Source organism: Gemmobacter sp. 24YEA27 (genome assembly GCF_030052995.1).
Lineage (GTDB): Bacteria > Pseudomonadota > Alphaproteobacteria > Rhodobacterales > Rhodobacteraceae > Pseudogemmobacter.
The window spans coordinates 409,742-429,573 of record NZ_JASJPW010000002.1 but is presented as its reverse complement, the minus strand read 5'-3'; the positions used below and the strand labels follow the sequence as shown (position 1 = coordinate 429,573).

Sequence of the window (19,832 nt, the reverse complement as noted above, 5' to 3'; positions counted from 1 at the left end):
CTCCGATGGCGGCCCCAGGCATTTCCGAACGCACAACCCTGTCCTATTTCACCGCAGCTTTCGTGGTCACGGCAATCGGGCTCGGGCTCGGGCTCTGGCTGGGCTTTTCCACCGAACATACCACGCTCGGGGCGCTGAAGGTCTTCTTCATCGTCTCGGTTCTGGCGGTGCTGGAAATCTCGCTTTCCTTCGACAATGCCATCGTCAATGCCAATAAGCTCAAGGATATGACGCCGCTCTGGCAGCGCCGCTTTCTGACCTGGGGCATTATCATCGCCGTCTTCGGAATGCGGATCGTCTTCCCGCTGCTGATCGTGGTGATCGCCGCCAATGTCGGCCCCTGGACCGCGCTTGTGATGGCCGCAAGCCAGCCCGAACGCTATGCCGAGATCATGCATGATGCCCATCTGCCCATCGCGGCCTTTGGCGGCACCTTCCTGATGATGGTCGGCCTGTCTTTCTTTTTCGACAGTGAAAAAGACGTACACTGGGTACGCTGGATCGAGCAGAAAGCCGCGAATTTCTCTTCGATCAAGGGGATTGAGATCGCCTTCGTGCTGGTGATCATGCTGATTTTCTCGAAGATCATCGAGAATGATCCCGCGCTTGGGCCTGCGGCGTCGAATACCTTCTTCCATGCTGCGATCTGGGGGCTTCTGACCTTCCTGATGGTCGAGGTTCTGGGGGCATTCTTGACCGCAGCCAGGAGATGCTGGAAGGCGCGGCCAAGGGCGGCGTCGGCGCGTTTCTGTATCTCGAAGTGCTGGATGCGAGCTTTTCCTTTGACGGGGTGATCGGGGCTTTTGCCCTGTCGCAAAACCTTTTTGTCATCGCCATCGGCCTTGGGATCGGCGCGATGTATGTGCGCTCGATGACCATCATGCTGGTCGAGAAAGGCACCCTGGCGGAATACCGCTATCTCGAACACGGCGCCTTCTGGGCGATCCTGATCCTCTCGGTCATCATGTATCTTCAGGCCATCGTGCATATTCCCGAAGTGATCACCGGGCTTGGCGGTGCGGTGCTGATCGGGGTCTCGCTCTGGTCGTCGATCCGCTGGAACCGCACCAATCCCGGAGCAGAGTAAGGTCCGGCTCTCCGGACTTGCCGCGATGTGCGGTTCGGATCAGGTTTCGCCTGGTATCAGGATCCAGGCAGAGGAAGGGATGGTCCTATGGTGACTTTGCGCAATCTTCTGGTTCTGGCCCTGCTGGCAGCCGGGCCGGCCGGGGCCTGTGAGGTCAGGGACTTCCTGAGCACCGAATTGCCTGCAAAAGCCGACCTGCCCTGGATTGACGCGCTGGAACTGGCTTATCCTGGCACAGAGGTCAGCGCGAACCGTCAGACCCTGATCTTCGCTGACGGGCGGAAGCTGCCGACCGGCTTCGGTGACGTGCCGCTTTCTCCGCAGGAACGGCTGGAAGATGCCAGCATCACCGAACAGTTCCTGCAGACCTATCCGCTGGCCTTTGATCTGGCCCTGCGCGAGGCGCCCTGGTTCGACCCGGGCCGCGCGCGCAATGAGCCCTTCTTCCGCGCGCTTTACGGCAACAGCAAAGCCGAGGCGGCGGCGGGGCTTGAAGAGGTGCGCTGGCCGGGGGATGCGAAAGCCGTCTTCATGATGTCCGAAAAGACCTGCGCGGCCACGCAGCTGCGCGCCGCACTGGCCGCGATCCACGCGCTCGGGCCAGAAATGAATGTCTATTTCCAGACCATCGGCGGCAGTTTCAACTGGCGCGTGATCGCAGGCACCACGCGGCTTTCGGGCCATAGTTTCGGCATGGCGGTCGATTTCAACACCGAGCTTGGCGGTTATTGGCGCTGGTCGGGTGCGCGCGAGGGCAAGGTCGGGCCCTATGACAACCGCTATCCCGAGGCGCTGGTGCGCGAGATGGAGCGCTATGGCTTTATCTGGGGCGGCAAATGGCACCATTTCGATGGTATGCATTTCGAATACCGGCCCGAACTGATTGTTTACGCCCGGCTTACGGGCGGGCGACCGGACTGACCCCTACCTTGAGCTGATCCCCTTCTGACAGGAGCACTAAGATGCGTTTCCCTGCACTTGCCGTCGTGGCGACCCTTTTCGGGGCTGGCCTCGCCGCACCAGTCGCCGCCCAGGATCTCCTGGAGGAATATACCGCCTTTATCGGCCCGGCCGATCTGGTGAATTCGAAAGGCAAGCGGCTCACCCAGCCCTGGCAGATCCTGCGCCAGGACCGCGCCAATTTCCACAAATTCGGCAAGGGCGATCCCGGCGATGAATGGGACAGCTTTTTCGGCGATGTGAAGAACCGCGATGCGATGGAGAAGATGCTGATGGGCGGCACTATGACCAAAGGCGCGCGCGCGGCCATCGTTAATGGCGGCGCGGTGGTCCAGGTGCAGATCTGGGGCCAGGGCGGTGTCGGGAGTTACATCTCGGTTGATGTCTTCCGCTGAGCCGGGCGGGTCTGGAAGCCGGGTTCGGGGGCTCTGCCCCCGGGGGGCCTTACGGCCCCCTCCCCCGGGATATTTAAGGACAGATGAAAGAGCTCAGGCGGCGGCCCGGGTCGGGAACATGCCGCGGGTGATCGCTGCCATATCGACAGTGCCGAGTGGGCGCCCTGACGGGTCGGTGACCGCGAGGCGGGCGGCATTGCCGGCGATCAGCTGCTTTGCCGCATCTTCGAGGAGCGCGGTGGCCGGGATGGTCGCGAGGCCACCGGTTTCCGCGCCCTTCTGCATCACGGTTTCGACCCGGATCACCCTGCCGCGATTGACGTGTTCGACGAAGCTTTCGATATAGTCATCGGCGGGGGTCATCACGATCTCCTGGCCCGTGCCCTGCTGCACCATATTGCCGTCGCGCAGGATCGCAATGCGGTCGCCTAGCCGCAGCGCTTCATCAAGATCATGGGTGATGAAGACGATGGTCTTGCGGATGTCCTTTTGCAGATCCAGCAGGATCGTCTGCATATCCACCCGGATCAGCGGGTCGAGCGCAGAAAACGCCTCGTCCATCAGAAGGATCGGCGCGTCATTTGCCAGCGCGCGGGCGAGGCCCACGCGTTGCTGCATGCCGCCCGAAAGCTGGTTGGGGTATTTTTTCTCGAACCCTTTCAGCCCGACGCGTTCCAGCCACATGGTCGCGGATTTCACCTGATCCGCGCGGTCCAGACCCTGAACCTCGAGCCCGTAGACGGTGTTTTCCAGCACATTCCGGTGCGGCAGCAGCGCGAATTTCTGAAACACCATCGCCGTCTGGTGCCGCCGGAACCGGCGCAACTGATCCGGGTTCATTTTGACGACATCATCGCCGCCGACCACCACCTCGCCCGAAGTCGGGTCGATCAGCCGGTTGATATGGCGGATCAGCGTCGATTTCCCCGACCCTGAAAGCCCCATGATCACCTGGATGCCGCCGGCGGGCATCGAGATATTGATATCCTTCAGCCCCAGAACATGGCCGTGTTTCTCATTCAGCTCGGTCTTGGTCATGCCCGCCTCGACCCGGGCGACCATATCAGCCGCATGCGGGCCGAAGATCTTATAAAGCTTGCGGATCTCGATGCCGATTGCAGAAGTATCACCCATGAACGATCTCCAGATGCTTTTGCAGACGGCGCCCGTAAGCCTGGCTCACGCGGTCGAAGAGGATGGCGATGCAGACGATGGCAAAACCATTGAAAAGCCCGATCGAGAAATACTGGTTGTTGATCGCCTGCAGCACCGGCTGACCCAGCCCCTGTACCCCGATCATTGCCGCGATCACCACCATGGCCAGCGCCATCATGATCGTCTGGTTGATCCCGGCCATGATGGTCGGCAGGGCCAGCGGCATCTGTACGTTTTTCAGCTTTTGCCAGGAAGATGAGCCAAAGGCATCCGCCGCCTCGAGCACATCCTTGTCGACCATGCGGATGCCAAGGTTCGTCAGGCGGATGATCGGCGGGATGGCATAGATCACCACCGCGATCACCCCCGGCACCCGCCCGATCCCCAGGAGCATGACGACCGGGATCAGATAGACGAAACTCGGCATGGTCTGCATGACGTCCAGCACCGGGTTGACCACTGCCTGCATCCGGTTCGAGCGCGCCATCAGGATCCCGACCGGGATCCCGACCGCAATCGCCACCACCGTACAGACGAAGATCATCGAGATGGTCCGCATCGTGTCATCCCACATGCCGAACCAGCCGATCGCCAGCAGCGAGACCACAGCAAAAGCCGTGATCTTCCAGCTGCGGCTGGCAAACCAGGCGATCAGCGCGATCACCAGCAGCACAATCGGCCAGGGTGTCTTCAGCATCAGGTTTTCCGACCAGATCAGGAACAGCCGCAGCGGCTCGAAGAGCCATTCGAATGTATCGCCCCATGCGCGGGTAAAGGCGCGGAAATTCTCGTCTATCCCCTTGCGCAGATCTCGCAGCGCGCTTGTTTCCATGGTGGGGAATTTGGTCAGCCAATCCATCCTGGTGTCCCTGTCAGATGCCGTGATTAACGGGTGGCCGGTCCTTAGCGGACCTGTTGATCTTAAAAGATATGAATGCGCGCGCGCCGGTGTTAACCGGCGCGGGCAGGATCCGGCGGCATCACGGCCGCCGGTCAGAGGCTCAGAGCGCGGCCTTGATCTTTTCCGCAGCCTCGGGGCTCACCCATTTCGTCCAGATCTCCTCATTCTCTTTGAGGAAATGACGCGCGCCGTCATCGCCGGTCGCCTGGTTGTCGGTCATCCAGGCCATCAGCCCGTTGACGGTCGCATTCGACCAGGAGCGGGTGTCGAGATAGGCCTTCACCTCGGCCGGAGCGCTTTCGGCGAATTTCGAGGTCATGATGGTCTGGACGGTATCACCCGGCCAGTCATTCTTTTGCGGATCGGCGCAATCGGCATTCGCGTTGCACGACGTCCAGGCCTCGGCGTCATAAGGGACGCCATGCTCCAGCTTGACCATCTCGTATTTGCCCAAGAGCGCGGTCGGGGCCCAGTAATAGCCGACCCAGCCCTGCTTGTTCTCGTAAGCCCGCGCGATGGAGCCGTCGAGCCCTGCCGCCGAACCGGTGTCGATCAGCTTGAAGCCCTTTTCTTCGCCGCCATAGGCCTTGAAAAGCTGCGTGGTCACAACCGTACCCCCCCAGCCCTGCGGGCCGTTGAAGACCGCACCCTTGGACGGGTCTTCAGAATCGGGGAACAGGTCCGGATGCGCCAGCGCATCATCGATGGTCTTGATATCCGGGTTCGCATCCGCGAGATATTTCGGGATCCACCAGCCCTGTACCGCGCCATCCGACAGTGCCAGCGCGCCTTTCACCAGACGGCCCTCTTCGGTGCCGCGCTCGATCACTTCCGGGACGAGATCAACCCAGCCTTCGGGTGCGATATCGGGCTGGCCGCGTTCCACCATCGAGGTGATGGTCGGCACGGTATCGCCCGAAATCACGGTCGCGTTGCAGCCATAGCCCTCGGACAGGATGATCGCATCCAGTGCTGCCAGCACTTCGGCACTTTGCCAGTTCATGCTTGCGATGGTCACATCACCGCAATCAGCGAAAGCCGCCGTGGCGCCAAGGCCGAGCCCCAGCGACAGCGCGACAGTTGCGACGGATTTTTTCATGGTCATCTCCCGGTTGCGGTTTGTTTGAAGGATCTCCAGACGATACCGCTCATGTCTGCAGATTGGATAATGCCGTCCGACGTCGTCCCGGATGCTGACGGTTTCCCGCCCTGCCCTTCTGTCGGCCGGTGAGTCCTTTTTCCTGAAGTCAGCGCATATTCTGCCAGGTCACAGCGCAATTTACGACACCAGTGGCAGAATTGCGACCCCTGTCAGGTAATCACCGGGTTTAGCAGATTTTTCCCTCCGCCCTCCGCCCCCTGTGGCGGGTGCAGCCCCGGACTATACCGGCAGTTCGCTGCGCGCCCCGCCGGGAAATGTGAATACTTGTTCGGCGAAACGCCATATTTCTGACGGAAGCTGCGCGCGAAATGCGACGAGGAAACATAGCCACAGGCCACGGCCACTTCCATCACCGTCATATTGGTCTCGGACAGCAAAAGCCTGCCATGCGACAGCCGCAGCCCGTTCAGATATTGCACCGGCGTCACGCCAAGATAGCGGCGGAACAACCGCTGGATCTGGCGCGGCGTGACACCCACATGATCGGCACATTCCTCCAGCAGGAAATCCTCTGACAGCCGCCCCTCCAGCCAGGCCACGGCCTTGACGACATGCTCGTTCCGCGTGCCCAGACGCGACGCGAGCGAGGTCATCTGATCATCGCTTTCGCGCCGCATATGGGTCAGCAGGCACATATCCATCACCGCCTGCGCCAAAGCCGGCCCGTAATGTTCCGAGATCAGCTTGACCACCAGTTCAGCCGAGGCGATGCCGCCGGCACAGGTGATCACCCGGTTGTCGATGCAAAATACCCGGCGCAGCGGCTCCAGCTCCGGATAGGTCTCGACAAACCCGGGAATGTTTTCCCAATGCAGCGTGAACTGCCGGTCCTTGAGGATCCCCGCTTTCGCCAGCGTATAGGCCCCGGTGCACAGGCTCCCCACGGTCCGGCCACGCCGCCATTGCACCCGGATCCAGTCAGACATCCGCCGCGTCGTCGTCATCTCCGGCTCGGTCCCGGCGCAGATCAGCACATAGCCCGAAGGGGCCTCGGGCGGCAGCCCGCCATCGACCCCGACCCGCATCCCGTTCGACGCCGTGACCTGCTCGCCCTCAGACGACCAGACCGCCCATTCGAACAGCGTCTTCCCTGCCAGCTGGTTTGCCACCCGCAAAGGCTCCACCGCCGAGGTGAAGGCCAGCATGGTGAATTGCGGCAATAGCACAAACCCGACCGAGACCGGCGCCCCCTGATGCGGCACGTCGATATGGGCCACCCCGCGCGAGATGAAAGACCGTGCGCTCACTCTGCCCCTCCTGCGATGCCGTCAAAGGCCCCGGGCGAGACCTCTTCCCAAAACACAAGAATAGCAGCAGCGTTCAGCGCCGACATCCAGCCATGACGTTCAAAATCATCTCGGGCAGCACCGTCAAGCCGCGCCTGAAACAGCCGGCGGTCCGCATCACGCTGCGTCGGTGTCCGCGCCTGGGCCAGCGCCTGGATCCTCGCGAGCCGTTGCGCCCTCGGCGAAAGCGCGCCCGCTGCGGTAAGGTTTCGCGGCGAAACCTCCGCCGCATCTTTCGCGGCGCCTTCCTTCAGCACTTTCGACAGATAGCCGACCGCGTTCCTGACGCCCCCCTGCCCCGCCACATAGTCAAGCTTCTGGCGCAGATGATCCTCGCCATGTTCCTGTATCCATTGCCGCGCCAGTCGGTCCGAGACCCCAAGCGCCCTGAGCCGCGCATAGGCATCTGAATTGCGATGCCCCTCGCCGTCATCCATATCAAGGATCGCAAGCTGCGGGTTTTCGGCGATCAGAAACCGGATCTCCGTCACCTGGCGGCCCATTTTGCGAAAATCCGGGGTCACCACGATATTCGACGTCTTGTTCACCTCACTCACCGCAGGCTTGATGATCTTGGCGTTCAGATGCTTGAACTCATCATAATAGGGGCTGTCCGCCACCCCCATCAGCCGGCGGAAAATATCCAGCGACCACCAGCCGGTCGAACCGGTGCGGATAAAGCGGTAGCAATTCTCATAGAGCGCCAGTGCATGGCCCGAGGTGAACCGCCGCTGGATGTTGAGATTGATCAGCGCGAAGACCTTGGGGTCATGCAGCTTTTCCGCCAGCGCCGGCGAATAGGCATATTCGCAAATGCCGCCCTTGAGCTTGGCATAGGCCAGCAGCGCCGAGACCCCCCATTCCTGCTGACCATCGGCGTCAAGCATGTCCCATTCCGCAACCGTCTCGGCCAGCCCGCGCAGAGACGCTTTCAGCGTCTCCATATCATTCGAATTATAGCCGATCATCAGGCACAGCGTGCGCGCATCGATCTGATGGCGCGGCTGCGAGGTCAGGGTGTCATAGGCATTGAGGAGGAGCACGTTCGACAGCTTGCGCTGAAGCAGGCTCAGCTTCCCCGAGACATGGATCGCCGCCACATGCTTCTTCACCGCGCCACGCCTGAGCGGACCGCTCAGCCGGTCACGCGGAATGTCCTCTGGTCCAGTCCTGTCTGAAACCCTGTCTTCTGTGACCCGTTCCGGGATCTGCATCGGCCTGCCCTCGCTCAGCGCCGGATCTGTAATCCGGTCATTGCGCAGACGCCCGGCCCATCGCCGAATCCCGTCTGTCGCTATTGTTATGGCGGGATCATCCGGCAAAAGGTATCCAAATGCAAGAACCGGACGGGAACCCTCAGGCCAAGCCGGAAGGCCGAACCGTAAACGGGAACCTGAGCTATCCTGCCGCTTCCGGAAAGGTATCCGTTTGCAGGAAGCATCCCTGCCAGATGACGTCCGGCCTGTGGATGATTCGGAGAAACAGGCTCTATGCCTGCCATTTATGGGTCACTTATCCACAAAACTCCGTCCTCGCCCGAGAATCGGCACCTCTCTTCCCGCAAACGGATACCTAATGTCCTGAAACCGGATACCCATCACCCCGTATAGGGGCACCCATCCTGCCAGAAGACACTGTTTTTGCAGGATTAGTGACCTGGTAAAGACTCTAAAGCGAAAAAAGATCATGAAACAGAGACCGCTTTGTTCTCTCTTTTCGATAAAATCCAGAAAGATCAGTGATCAGATGGACAGGAATGATTCCCTTCTCACCCATGATGTGCCATAGTTCGGGCAATATCAGCATAAACTGCGAACATACAGGCAAAGAATGGCACAGAAACCAGTGCTTCCGGGCAAGACGGATCTCCCCCCTATTTCAACATCGACCCGGCCCAGGCCGCGGCAAGGCTGGCGGATCCAATCGATACCGCGCGCTTTGCCAAGGCTGCCGCTTTCGCCAGCCGGGGTCGCGATGATCTGGCGAAGCGGGGCTATGCGCCGGATGGCAAAAAGCGACTGCGCCGGTTCTCAACCTGGGAAGTCTGCCGCTATCTGATCCCGGTCAATTCTGCCCATCTGCGGCGCGTCCTGCGGCTGAACCCGGAACTGCCGCAGGGCGAAGGGGAGGGTGGTTCCAAATGGTTCACGCTCGAAGAGGTGCTGGCGCTGCGCGACCATTTCGCAGCTGAAGGCGCGCGGGGTCGTGAATACCGCGCCTGGCGCCCCGAGGGCCTGCCCGCCAAAGTCGTCGCAATTGCGAATTTCAAGGGCGGCGTCGGCAAGACCTCGACCGCCGCGCATCTGGCCATGTCAGCCGCGCTCGATGGCTATAAGGTTCTGGTGATCGACCTCGACAGCCAGGGCTCGATGACCTCGATCATGGGCGGTAAGGTCGAGGATGAATGGAAGACGGTCTTCCCGCTGCTCGCCCGTGACTATGCGTTGCGGCTGCAGGAGGAAAACGAGGTGCGTGTTGCCAATGGGGACGCGCCGTTTACCTTTGATGAAACCCTGACCGAGGCGCTGAAGGTTTCGCCGCGAAACCTGGTGCAAAAGACCCATTGGCCGAATATCGACCTGATTGGCGCGCAGCTGAACCTGTACTGGGCCGAGTTCCAGGTGCCGGTCTGGCGGATGCAGCTCAGATCCTGGCAGCTTTGGGATGCGCTGTCGAACGCGCTTACGGAAGGCGGGTTGCTGGATGAATATGATCTCGTGCTGCTCGATACCCCGCCGGCGCTTGGTTATCTGACGATCAATGCCCTTGCCGCCGCCGATATCCTTCTGGTGCCGCTCGGGGCGTCCTTCCTCGAATTCGATTCGACGGGGCGGTTCTTTGACATGATCTATTCCACCTTCGCCTCGATCGAAGAGGGCGAGAACCGGGCGCGACGTGGCTCTGGCCTGCCCGAGATGCGGTTCGAATGGGATGCCGTCCGGGCGCTGATCACCCGGTTCGATGCAGCGCAACAGACCGATCTCGCGAATGTCGTTCAGGCCTGGTTTGGCGATTTTATGACCACCTACCGGCAGGAGGTGACGGCGATGGTCGGCCAGGCCGGCGAGCAGGTTTCGGGCATCTATGAGACCGATTACCGCGACTATAACCGTGACACCTGGGTGCGCGGGCGCGAGACGTTCGATCGCACCTGGGCCGAGGTGAAAGAGCTGATCCTTGGCACCTGGTGGAGGGATCAACAGCTGGCCAAAGCGGGCACCACTGCGGATGGGGAGGGTTAAGACCATGGCAAAACGCAGAACGCTTGTGCCGCCATCGGCCGAAGACATCAACCGCGTCGAAGAAGAGTTTCGCCGCGAAACCTCGCTGCCGCGGCCGACAGTAGCCCCGATTGCCACGGTTGCGGCCGAAGCGGCGGCGGCGCTGGATCCACGACCGGCGGCCGAGCGGGCCGAGGTCGCGCGGGACCGGCAGGACGCCAGCGCCTGGCGAGAGGCGCAGGGGCAGGGGCTGGTGATGCTCGATCTTGCGACCGACGGGATCGAGGCCGATGCCCTGGTGCGCGACCGCAGCTCGATCGGGGCCGAGGAGATGGAGGAGCTGAAGCTTTCAATCGCGAAGAACGGGCTCCGCCTGCCGGTCGAGGTCTTCGCGCTGCCCTCCGGGGGCTATGGGCTTTTGTCGGGCTATCGGCGTCTGATGGCGGTCCGGGCGCTCCGGGCGCTGAGCGGTGATCCCCGTTACGACCGCATCCGCGCGGTGCTGCGTGACCCCGAGACCCTCGGCGGGCCGATTGCCGCCATGGTCGAAGAGAATGAGGTCCGCGCCGGTCTCAGCCAGTTCGAGCGCGGTCGCATCGCGGTGCTGGCGGCGCAGCAAGGTGCTTTCCCCAATGTAGAGGCGGCGGTTGAGGCCCTGTTCCCGGTGGCCTCGAAGGGAAAACGGTCAAAGATCCGCTCCTTCGCGCTGATCTTCGAAGAGCTCGGCGATATGCTTTCCTTCCCCGAACAGTTGCGTGAGAAGGACGGGCTGCGGCTCGCCACGGCGCTGCGCGAGGGCGCAGAGGGCGCCTTGCGCGAGGCACTCGCCCTGACCACGCCAGCCAATCCCGAGGAAGAGGCGACGCTGCTGGATCGGGCTCTGGCCGGTCTTGCGCCCAAGGTGGCAGATCCGAAACGCGGCGGACGACCAAAGCGCGACGTGCTGGCGCCTGTGCTGTCGCCTTCCGGGTTCCGGCTAGAGGCGCAGGAGGACGCGAAAGGCTGGTCAATCCGGCTTGGAGGCCGCGCGGCCTCGCGTGAGATTGTCGAACGGGTGATGCGCGAGATGGCGCGGGCACTTGGGTGATAATTAACAGATTGATAATAAATGGAGTTTTTTAGAAGGGCAGGGGCCCCTGCGGGGGGCTTCGGCAACAATACCGGTCGGGTACAATGCCGGAGGGAGGGGCTATGTCGCCGAATACACCCTTTCCCGCCAGGCTTTGAGACATGGACCGAGGGTGTGTCAAAACTCGGTGGCATGCTATGCTTTCTCGGTAGCGGGGGATCAGCACGGCGGGTTTCATCGAGGGCGTTCAGCGCAGCCAGACAGTGCTTTTCCCGGAGCGGCTGGAGGACTGGATCGGCGAAGATGATCTTGTCCGCGTTGTAGATCTGTTCGTCGATGAGCTTGATCTGTCTGACCTTGGTTTCGTGCGCTCGACCTCGGCACGCACAGGTCGACCGGGGTATCATCCTGCGGTGCCGCTGAAGCTGTTCATTTATGGCTATCTGAACCGGATCCCGTCGAGCCGTCGACTGGAACGCGAGGCGGGACGCAATGTCGAGGTGATGTGGCTGATCGGCAGGCTGGTGCCAGACCACAAGACCATCGCCGAGTTCCGCCGCACGAATGGTCCCGCGATCCGCAGGACCTGCGCCCAGTTCGTGGAATTGTGTCGCCGGATCGGGGTGCTGAAGGGCGATTGCGTGGCCATCGACGGGAGCAAGTTCAAGGCCGTCAACAATCGTGACAGGAACTTCACGAAGAACAAGATCGCGAGCCGTCTCGCCCATCTTGAGGCAGATGTAGACCGCTATATCAATGAGATGGAGCGCATTGACCGGCAGGAAGAGGGCGAGGCCCACGCCGCGAAAGCACTGCACCTTGCCCGCAGATATGGCCGTATCCGGCAAGAGATCGCTCGATTGAAGGTAATGGACAAGGCCTTGGCCGATGTCCCGGATGGCCAGATTTCCCTGACCGACCCCGATGCCCGCGCCATGGCGACCAGCGCCCGGCACAGCGGTATGGTGGGCTACAACGTCCAGACCGCCGTCGATACAGAGAGCCACATCATTGTTGCGCATGAAGTCACCAATCAGGGCTTCGACCGCGACCAGCTCAGCCCGATGGTGATCGCAGCCAGGGAGGCCCTCCACCGCGACGATCTGCATGCCATCGCCGACAAGGGTTACTTCAGCGGCCCCGAGATCCTCGCCTGCCATGAGGCGGGCATCACCACGACCGTGCCGCGCCCAACCACTTCGGGAAATGCGGTTAAGGGTATGTATGTGAAGGCCGACTTTGCCTATGACACGGAACGCGACGTCTATGTTTGCCCGGCTGGCGAAGAGCTCATCTACCGCTACACCACCGAGGAGCGTGGCGTTCAGGTCCGGCGATACTGGATCAACGAGTGCCAGACCTGCCCGTTGCAAAGCAGATGCACCACCGGCACGGAACGCCGCATCACCCGCTGGGAGCACGAGCATCTGATCGACGCGATGCGCGAAAGGCTGAGCCGGGACACCGATCCGATGACCCTGCGCCGCTGCACCGTCGAACACCCCTTCGGCACGATCAAGGCATGGATGGGGCACACCCATTTCCTGACCCGAACGCTGAAAAACGTCCGCACCGAAATGACCCTGAACGTTCTGGCCTATAACATCAAGCGGGTCGTCTCCCTGATCGGCATCCGGCAACTGATGCAGGCTATCCCGGCCTGATCGGGGTTCAGATGTCCCACTTCCAGGCGCAGCGATGCGTCTGGAGAGGCCCATCAGGCCGGCAACCGCGAAAAAGGAAGAACTGACGACGAAAAGCTGGGCAACTCGGAAAGCCATCCTCAGACAGATCCCACCGCTGAGTTTTGACACAGCCTCGGCCAATAAAGAACAGTCTCCGGCACATCCGGTGTTCTTCATGCGCGGCAGTGCGTCAAAGTTATATTGACCCATCTGCTGCGCTCCCCTACACTTGCATTTAACCGGCCAGCATTGCCCGGTTCCGCGGGCTTATGATTGCATGAGATCGCCCGTTTCCCCCCCGGAAAGGTTTGCTCCGAATGACAAGCGACCAGCCGATTCATATAGGTGTTCTGTTTTCCGGAACAGGGCGCACCGCCGTAACCGAGCGCAGCATGCTTGCAGCGACGGAATTCGCCATAGAGGAAATTAATGCCAGCGGCGGTATCAATGGCCGTGAGCTGTGCCCCGTAATTCGTGACCCTATGGGCGATCCAGCGGCCTATCAGCAACTGGCGGAGGGACTTGTTTCAGAAGATAAGGTCCGGGTCATTCTGGGGTGCTACACATCAAGCCAGCGGAAAGCGGTTTTGAGCGTGGTGGACAGACAGTCGGCCCTTTTGTGCTATGCCGCACAATATGAGGGCTTTGAGTATTCTGAGAACATCGTGTATTTTGGCGCCGTCCCAAACCAGAACAGCGTTTTTCTGGCCCGTTATCTTCTGAAAGATCCGGCGCCCCGGCTTTACATTGTTGGTTCAGATTACGTATGGCCGCGTGAATCCGGACGTATCATGGGCGATCTGATCCGATCCGGAGGTGGCGAGATCGTGGGTGAAACCTATCTTGACGATATGGCCACCCCTATTCACTTTGACGCCCTTATCAGAAGGATCAGGAAAGCCAGCCCTGATATAATCTTCAATAATTTCGTTGGCGAGGCGAACCGGAATTTCTACGAGGCCTATGTCGGGAGTGGCCTTGATGCCAGACGAATGATGGTTGCGAGCCTGACGACGAGTGAGGCGGATTTACGGGACATCGGAGCATCGGCAGCAGCTGGCCATATCACTGCCGCAAGCTATTTCGCGTCGCAGGCAAATGTGACCAACCAGTCCTGCCTTGCGCGTTTCAGGACGCGGCGCAATGAGGAGCCCTATGCGAATATGTGCTGGGATGCGGCCTATACCCAGGCGCATGTGGTGGCCCAGGCCATGCGTGGCGGCGATCCGGACAATCTCGGTTCGATCCGGTCGGGGATCCTTGGCGCCTCGTTTGACGCGCCGCAAGGGCTTGTCAGCCTCGACGCCCTGAATGCGCATTGCTATGTCTGGCCAAAGGTTGGGGTGGCACGCGACGATGGCCAGTTCGATATCGTTGCCGAGACCAATTGCGCCGTCCGCCCGGACCCGTATCGTACGACCTATGAATTTGTCGGTGACGCTGGCGTTTTCTCCGATACGGCACCGCCCTCAACACCTTTGCCCCGGATCTCCGGCCTGAGGCAATGAGCCGGCCAGCCGGTGGGTGACAAGTGATCTTGTACAATCGTATTCAGTGAACGTTCTTCGGGGAAGAGGATCTGAAATGCGGCCTGGACGAAGCGAGCCTTTTGCCAGCGAAAAAGAGCAGCCCTTTCTGATCAGGGATCTGAGATCCCTGAGCTTTCTGCTTGTTCAGCCCCAGGACAGTGATGGCCTCGCGCTGAAATCGCACCTGGAAAGAATAGGCTGTCAGGTCCAGGAGATATGGCCGCCGCCGCAGAACTATCCAACTGATATTGATATCATTTTCGTGATGGTCGACCGTGTCACCGAGAGCGGTCAGACATTTCACTGGCAGGCCGACACCCCCTCTGCCGTTCTCATTGCGGTCATTGACTACGAGAACCCGCTTTCCATCGACCGGCTGCTGCATATGCGGGTCAATGCCGTGATCGGATTGCCGATACGGCCCTTCGGGATTCTTACAAACCTGCTGGCTGCGGTGAACAATCACCGGCGCGAACAGCGCATAAGTCTCAACCTTGAACGGGCGCAGGCAAAGCTGGAATCCTGCCGTGTGGTCGAGCGCGCGAAACTGGCGGTCATGCTGGCGGAGGGTTACCCGGAAAAAGTGGCTTACGCCGTCTTGCGGGAACTTGCGATGAAGCGGCGGACCACCGTCGAAGCCATCTCCAGCGAGGTTCTCATCCGCCTCGGCTGGAGCGACAGCGGTGCCGCGATGAGGCTCTCCGACAAGCCGGACTGGCAGGCGCTTTGTCTTGCCGGGGCGGCTGCGCATGATGAAAGCCTGACCGATAAATCTGCCTGATTCGTTTTTTCCTCCTGAGCTGCCGGCCGGCGATGCGATGACTTACCCATGCCGGAAATATGCGTCTGTATAATTCGAAAACCCAGGCTGGTTTTTGCAGTGCAGCACGGTTCGCCAGAAATCACCTCTTTGTTTTAACTGCATTAATCAAATCTTGTTTTGCCACTGCATCCTCGTAAAAAATCACTTGGAGATGCATATATTCATCGCGTAGTCTTATAGGGCGCATTCAACAAAGAATGCCAAATCACCAGATGCCGGATGCGGCGGGTGACAATCTCCCTCTCAGAATAAAACTCAGATGCAGCCATTCGCATTGCGATTCCGCATGACGCGGACCGTATTGCGGGGCTCAGATCAAAGGAATTGCATGATGAGCATGGACGGAGCGGGCGCGGGCCCGGCACCGCAACGGGCGCGCACGCGCCTTGCCATTGATGTTGGCGGGACATTTACGGATGTTTTTGTTCTGGATGAGAACGGAAATCAGACAGTTGCGAAAGTTCCCAGCACAAAGAACCCGATTGACGCGATTATGAATGGCGCCGAGGCCGCCAATATCGACTGGGCGGATGTCGAGCTTTTCACCCATGGCACCACGGTGGCCACCAACGCGCTGATCACCCGCAATTTCAAGCCGGTGGCCATGGTGACGACCGAAGGGTTCCGCGATGTTCTGGAAATCGGGCGAGGCACCCGCGAAGACCCCTGGGATGCCTATAAAGAGGGTACGCCGCCTTATGTGCGCCGCCGTGACCGGTTTGCGGTGAAAGAACGGATCAATTTCCGTGGTGAGGTTCTGGAACCTCTGGATGAGGACCGCGCCCGGGAAATTGCGCGCATCCTGAAAAAGCGCGAGGTTCATGCGGTCGCGGTCTGTTTCATCAATGCCTATGTGAATGGCGCGCATGAATTGCGCATGGCGGAGATCCTTGCCGAAGTTCTGGGGCCGGATATTGCAATCTCGACTTCGCATGAAACCCATCCCGAGATCTTTGAGGATGACCGGTTCTCGACCACGGTCGCCAATACCATTCTTGCCCCGATCATCCGCCCCTATGCCCGCGATATTGCGCGCAGAACCTCGGAAGCGGGCTATGAGGCGGATGTGCTTTTGCTCCATTCCGGCGGCGGGGTGATGACGCCGGCCACGGCCGAGAAATATGCCGCGCGGCTTGCGGCCTCGGGCATTGCCGCCGGCGCCATCGCCAGCAAATATTTCGCCGAGCTTTGCGGCTATCAGAACTCCATCGGGCTCGATATGGGCGGCACCTCGGCGGATATCTCGCTGGCCGAGGCCGGCAATATCCGCATGACCGATAAATGGGAGGTCGACTGGGGCCATCCGATCTGTTTCCCCTCGATCGAAGTGCTGACCATCGGCGCGGGCGGGGGTTCGATCTCCTGGCTCGACAAGGCGGGGTCTTTGCGCAACGGGCCGCAATCGGCGGGTTCTGTGCCGGGGCCGGCCTGCTATGCGGCGGGCGGAACTGAGCCGACCAATACGGATGCCAATATCATCCTTGGCCGGGTCGGCACCACGCTGGCGGGGGGCAAGAAATCCCTCAACCGCGATGCAGCACTGACGGCGATGCACAAGATCGCCGATCCGCTGAAGCTGGATCTGGTCGAGGCCTCGCTTGCCACTTTGCGCGTTGCCAATGCCAATATGGCCGATGCGGTGCGGCTGATCTCGATTGCCCGCGGCCATGACCCGCGCGATTTTGCGCTGGTGGCTTTCGGGGGGCGGGCCCGCTGCATGGTGTTGATATCGCGCGCGAACTCAATATCCCCGTGGTCATCGTGCCGCCCAATCCCGGCGTGACTTCGGCGGTGGGCTGTATGCTGGTCGATGTGCAGCATGACGTCACCCAGATGTATTTCGAGGATGCCGCCAGCGCGAAGCCCGCAGATGTCGAGGCCGGGTTCCGCAAGCTGGAGCTGGAAGGCCGTGACCGGCTGGAAAGGGACGGCGTGAAAGCGGGGGATATGACCTTCCAGCGCTTTATCGACATGCGTTACCGGGGTCAGTGGCGCTCGCTCGCGGTGCCGGTGCCGGGGGAAATCACCTCGGTTGAGGAGCCGCTGGCGATCTTCCACAGCGAATATGAAAAGGCGCATAACTTCCGCCGCGAGGATTTCCCGGTCGAGATCTACCGCCTGACGGTGCGCGCCATTGGCGTCACGCCGAAGCCGTCTTTCCCGAAGATCACCATCGATCCCAATGCGAAAGCAGTTCCCAAAGGCACCCGCGAGGCCTGGTTCCACGATCATCCGACCGCGCTGACCACCGCGCTTTACGACCGTGAAACCCTGCCGGCCGGCGTCACCATCAAAGGCCCCGCCGTCATCGACCAGCTCGATTCGACCACCGTCATCCCGCCCGGTGACGAGGCCTATATCGACGAATGGCTCAACATCCAGATCCGGCTCGGCGCGGCATAAGCGCCCGCCCACCCCAACATCAGGAGGATCCCGGCATGACCGGCAAAAAACAATCTCTCAGCCTTTCCGACAAGGGCATCCAGTTCCCGCCGCCACCCGAACAGCGGATGACCGAGTTCAAATCGCAGCTTGATCCGATCACCTTTGAGGTGCTGCGCAATGCCTTCGTCAATATCGTTGACCAGATGGCCGAGCAGCTTTTGCGCACCTGCTATTCCTTCGTGATCTATTGCCGCGACTTTTCGTCCGGCCTCAGCGATCCCGAGGGCAATCTGGTGATGCAGGGCACCGGCGATATCGCGGCCCATGTCGGCACGCTGCATTACACCTGCAAGGCAGTGATCGAGGATTTCGCGGGCGATATCCATCCCGGTGACGTCTTCATCATCAATGATCCGTTCCGCGGCGGCAGCCATTTCAACGATACCCGCATCCTGCGCCCGATGTTTTATGAGGGCGAGCTGATCGGCTGGTCCCAGGCCAATGGTCACTGGGCCGATATGGGGGGGGCGACGCCGGGCTCGTTCAACATCACCGCGCTTGACCATATGGGCGAAGGGCTTCGCATCACGCCGACCCGCGTCTGGAGCAAGGGTGTCTGGCTGGAAGATGTGGCGAAGATGATCGCCAATAACACCCGCAACCCCGGTGATGTGATCGGGGATATGCAGGCCCAGGCCGAGGCGACCGCCGTGGCCGAACGCGAGATCCTGCGGCTTTGCGGCAAATATGGTGTCGAGACGATCAAGATCGCCTTCCGCGAAGTGCAGGACTGGGTCGAGGTGCTGATGCGTCAGCGCCTGGCCGAACTGCCCGACGGCACCTGGTATGCCGAGGATTATATCGACCAGGATCCCAAGCTCGAAGAGGGGCTGATCCCGATCAAGATCAAGTTCACCATCGAGGGCAATCATGCCCATTACGACCTCTCCGGTTCGCATCCGCAGATCTCGACCTTCCTCAACGCGGCCTATGGCGGGTCTTTCGCGGGGATCGTGGCGGGCACGAAATACCAGTTCCCGGATCTGCCGCTGAATTCGGGCCTCTACCGCGCGGTCACCGTCAATGTGGGCGAGCCGGGGACGGTGGTGAATGCCAACTGGCCCAGCCCCTGCGCCGGTTTCTGTTCCGGCCCGTTCGAGAAGCTGATGAATTCGGTCTTCGGGCTCTGGGCCGATATCATGCCCGAACGCACCATGGGCTGCGCCTTCAATCTTGAATATCTGCTGGTCGGCGGGCGGGATACCAGGATCGAGGGCAAGCCCTATTTCATGTGGTATGACTGGATGGCGGGCGGCTGGGGCGGCCGCAACGGGCGCGACGGCTTTAACGCCACTGCTCCGGTCTTTGGCGCGCAATACGGCATCCAGCCGCTGGAGGGCCAGGAGCGCCTCGCCCCCGTGCTGACCAAATGCCATGATTTCGTGCAGGATTCCGCCGGACCCGGCGAATCCCGCGGCGGGCTTGGCGCCGAAAAAGGCGGCTCGGTCTTTGAGGGCGAACGCATCGTCGTCTCGTATTGCTGCGACCGCGAACGCTCGGTCACCTGGGGGATGTGGGGCGGTCTGCCCTCGATCCCGCATGGCGTCTGGCTGAACAAGGGGACAGAGCGCGAGCGCTATCTCGGCTCGATCTTCTCGAACCTGCCGATCGAGCTTGATGATGTCTTTACCCGCCCTTCGGCCGGGGGAGGGGGCGTGGGCGACCCCTTGCTGCGCGATCCGGCACTGGTCTGCGAGGATGTGGCCGACGAATATGTCAGCGTCCGGCGGGCACGGATCGACTATGGCGTGGTCATCCGCGTCGTCGATGCCGATCTCGCGCAATATGAGGTCGACGAGGCCGCAACTCAGGCCGAACGCGCCCGGATCGCCGCCGAGCGCCCCGGCTGGCTCGACGCCGATCCCGCCGAAGTCGCGGCGCGCTACCGCGCGGGCGAGTTCAACGAGATGGACTGTGTCCGGCAATATGGCGTCATCCTGGACTGGGGCAATGGCGAGCTGCTCGCCAATACAACCGCCCAGTTCCGCGAAATGATGAAGCGCCGCGTCCTGCCCTATTGGGGCAAAACGCTCGCCGTGCTGAGCGAGGAGGCCGGCGAACGGCTGAAAGCTGCCGCCTGAAAAACGCATCACTACCCAGGGCGGCGGGATCAT

15 protein-coding genes and 1 pseudogene are annotated in these 19,832 nt (G+C 61.0%); 11 read left to right on the top strand and 5 right to left on the bottom strand.

Annotated features, from left to right (window positions below):
* Positions 1–5: 5 nt before the first annotated feature.
* The 3 genes and pseudogenes from QNO18_RS19600 (at position 6) to QNO18_RS19590 (ending at position 2,442) form a co-directional block, all read left to right on the top strand.
* Positions 6–1,087: pseudogene (locus tag QNO18_RS19600) on the top strand (DUF475 domain-containing protein).
* An 87-nt stretch (positions 1,088–1,174) separates the two neighbouring features.
* Positions 1,175–2,008 carry a M15 family metallopeptidase gene (locus tag QNO18_RS19595; RefSeq protein WP_283179208.1) on the top strand — a complete coding sequence of 278 codons (834 nt, stop codon included), beginning with the start codon at positions 1,175–1,177 and terminating at the stop codon, positions 2,006–2,008.
* A gap of 41 nt (positions 2,009–2,049) precedes the next feature.
* The gene (locus tag QNO18_RS19590; RefSeq protein ID WP_283179207.1) at positions 2,050–2,442 is read left to right on the top strand and encodes a hypothetical protein; all 393 of its coding nucleotides are present in this window, start codon (positions 2,050–2,052) and stop codon (positions 2,440–2,442) included.
* 93 nt (positions 2,443–2,535) lie between these two features.
* On the opposite strand, the gene QNO18_RS19585 is transcribed toward QNO18_RS19590, so the two are convergent.
* From QNO18_RS19585 to QNO18_RS19565, 5 genes are all read right to left on the bottom strand, one after another.
* Positions 2,536–3,576 (bottom strand): betaine/proline/choline family ABC transporter ATP-binding protein, encoded by a 1,041-nt coding sequence (locus tag QNO18_RS19585; protein ID WP_283179206.1) that lies wholly within the window; start codon positions 3,574–3,576, stop codon positions 2,536–2,538.
* Positions 3,569–4,456, bottom strand: coding sequence for a proline/glycine betaine ABC transporter permease (locus QNO18_RS19580; protein ID WP_283179205.1), 888 nt, complete (start codon positions 4,454–4,456; stop codon positions 3,569–3,571). Before QNO18_RS19580 ends, QNO18_RS19585 begins: the two co-directional genes overlap by 8 nt.
* A gap of 142 nt (positions 4,457–4,598) precedes the next feature.
* Positions 4,599–5,597, bottom strand: a complete 999-nt coding sequence (locus tag QNO18_RS19575; RefSeq protein WP_283179204.1) for an ABC transporter substrate-binding protein — start codon at positions 5,595–5,597, stop codon at positions 4,599–4,601.
* A 212-nt stretch (positions 5,598–5,809) separates the two neighbouring features.
* Positions 5,810–6,907, bottom strand: a complete 1,098-nt coding sequence (locus tag QNO18_RS19570; RefSeq protein WP_283179203.1) for a GlxA family transcriptional regulator — start codon at positions 6,905–6,907, stop codon at positions 5,810–5,812.
* Positions 6,904–8,160: a replication initiation protein gene (locus QNO18_RS19565; RefSeq protein ID WP_283179202.1), complete on the bottom strand. Its 1,257-nt coding sequence runs from the start codon at positions 8,158–8,160 to the stop codon at positions 6,904–6,906. The genes QNO18_RS19570 and QNO18_RS19565 overlap by 4 nt, the downstream gene beginning before the upstream one ends.
* Positions 8,161–8,763: 603 nt before the next feature.
* On the opposite strand from QNO18_RS19565, the gene QNO18_RS19560 reads away from it, so the two are divergent.
* The 8 genes from QNO18_RS19560 (at position 8,764) to QNO18_RS19525 (ending at position 19,799) form a co-directional block, all read left to right on the top strand.
* Complete coding sequence (locus tag QNO18_RS19560; protein ID WP_283179284.1) at positions 8,764–10,188, top strand: AAA family ATPase; 1,425 nt, start codon at positions 8,764–8,766, stop codon at positions 10,186–10,188.
* Positions 10,189–10,192: 4 nt separating this feature from the next.
* Complete coding sequence (locus tag QNO18_RS19555; protein ID WP_283179201.1) at positions 10,193–11,254, top strand: ParB N-terminal domain-containing protein; 1,062 nt, start codon at positions 10,193–10,195, stop codon at positions 11,252–11,254.
* Positions 11,255–11,454: 200 nt separating this feature from the next.
* On the top strand, positions 11,455–12,900 hold the full coding sequence (locus QNO18_RS19550) for an IS1182 family transposase (RefSeq protein ID WP_283179283.1): 1,446 nt from the start codon (positions 11,455–11,457) through the stop codon (positions 12,898–12,900).
* 338 nt (positions 12,901–13,238) lie between these two features.
* Positions 13,239–14,429, top strand: a complete 1,191-nt coding sequence (locus QNO18_RS19545; protein WP_283179200.1) for a transporter substrate-binding domain-containing protein — start codon at positions 13,239–13,241, stop codon at positions 14,427–14,429.
* 76 nt (positions 14,430–14,505) lie between these two features.
* On the top strand, positions 14,506–15,231 hold the full coding sequence (locus tag QNO18_RS19540; protein ID WP_349293898.1) for an ANTAR domain-containing protein: 726 nt from the start codon (positions 14,506–14,508) through the stop codon (positions 15,229–15,231).
* A 373-nt stretch (positions 15,232–15,604) separates the two neighbouring features.
* The gene (locus QNO18_RS19535) at positions 15,605–17,056 is read left to right on the top strand and encodes a hydantoinase/oxoprolinase family protein (RefSeq protein ID WP_283179198.1); all 1,452 of its coding nucleotides are present in this window, start codon (positions 15,605–15,607) and stop codon (positions 17,054–17,056) included.
* The gene (locus tag QNO18_RS19530; RefSeq protein WP_283179197.1) at positions 17,026–17,676 is read left to right on the top strand and encodes a hypothetical protein; all 651 of its coding nucleotides are present in this window, start codon (positions 17,026–17,028) and stop codon (positions 17,674–17,676) included. Before QNO18_RS19535 ends, QNO18_RS19530 begins: the two co-directional genes overlap by 31 nt.
* 35 nt (positions 17,677–17,711) lie before the next feature.
* The gene (locus QNO18_RS19525) at positions 17,712–19,799 is read left to right on the top strand and encodes a hydantoinase B/oxoprolinase family protein (RefSeq protein WP_283179196.1); all 2,088 of its coding nucleotides are present in this window, start codon (positions 17,712–17,714) and stop codon (positions 19,797–19,799) included.
* Positions 19,800–19,832: the final 33 nt, after the last annotated feature.

Coding starts and splice junctions, on each gene's coding strand:
- QNO18_RS19595 (WP_283179208.1), top strand. CDS start 1,175: ATGGTGACTTTGCGCAATCTTCTGGTTCTGGCCCTGCTGGCAGCCGGG.
- QNO18_RS19590 (WP_283179207.1), top strand. CDS start 2,050: ATGCGTTTCCCTGCACTTGCCGTCGTGGCGACCCTTTTCGGGGCTGGC.
- QNO18_RS19585 (WP_283179206.1), bottom strand. CDS start 3,576: ATGGGTGATACTTCTGCAATCGGCATCGAGATCCGCAAGCTTTATAAG.
- QNO18_RS19580 (WP_283179205.1), bottom strand. CDS start 4,456: ATGGATTGGCTGACCAAATTCCCCACCATGGAAACAAGCGCGCTGCGA.
- QNO18_RS19575 (WP_283179204.1), bottom strand. CDS start 5,597: ATGAAAAAATCCGTCGCAACTGTCGCGCTGTCGCTGGGGCTCGGCCTT.
- QNO18_RS19565 (WP_283179202.1), bottom strand. CDS start 8,160: ATGCAGATCCCGGAACGGGTCACAGAAGACAGGGTTTCAGACAGGACT.
- QNO18_RS19555 (WP_283179201.1), top strand. CDS start 10,193: ATGGCAAAACGCAGAACGCTTGTGCCGCCATCGGCCGAAGACATCAAC.
- QNO18_RS19545 (WP_283179200.1), top strand. CDS start 13,239: ATGACAAGCGACCAGCCGATTCATATAGGTGTTCTGTTTTCCGGAACA.
- QNO18_RS19540 (WP_349293898.1), top strand. CDS start 14,506: ATGCGGCCTGGACGAAGCGAGCCTTTTGCCAGCGAAAAAGAGCAGCCC.
- QNO18_RS19535 (WP_283179198.1), top strand. CDS start 15,605: ATGAGCATGGACGGAGCGGGCGCGGGCCCGGCACCGCAACGGGCGCGC.
- QNO18_RS19525 (WP_283179196.1), top strand. CDS start 17,712: ATGACCGGCAAAAAACAATCTCTCAGCCTTTCCGACAAGGGCATCCAG.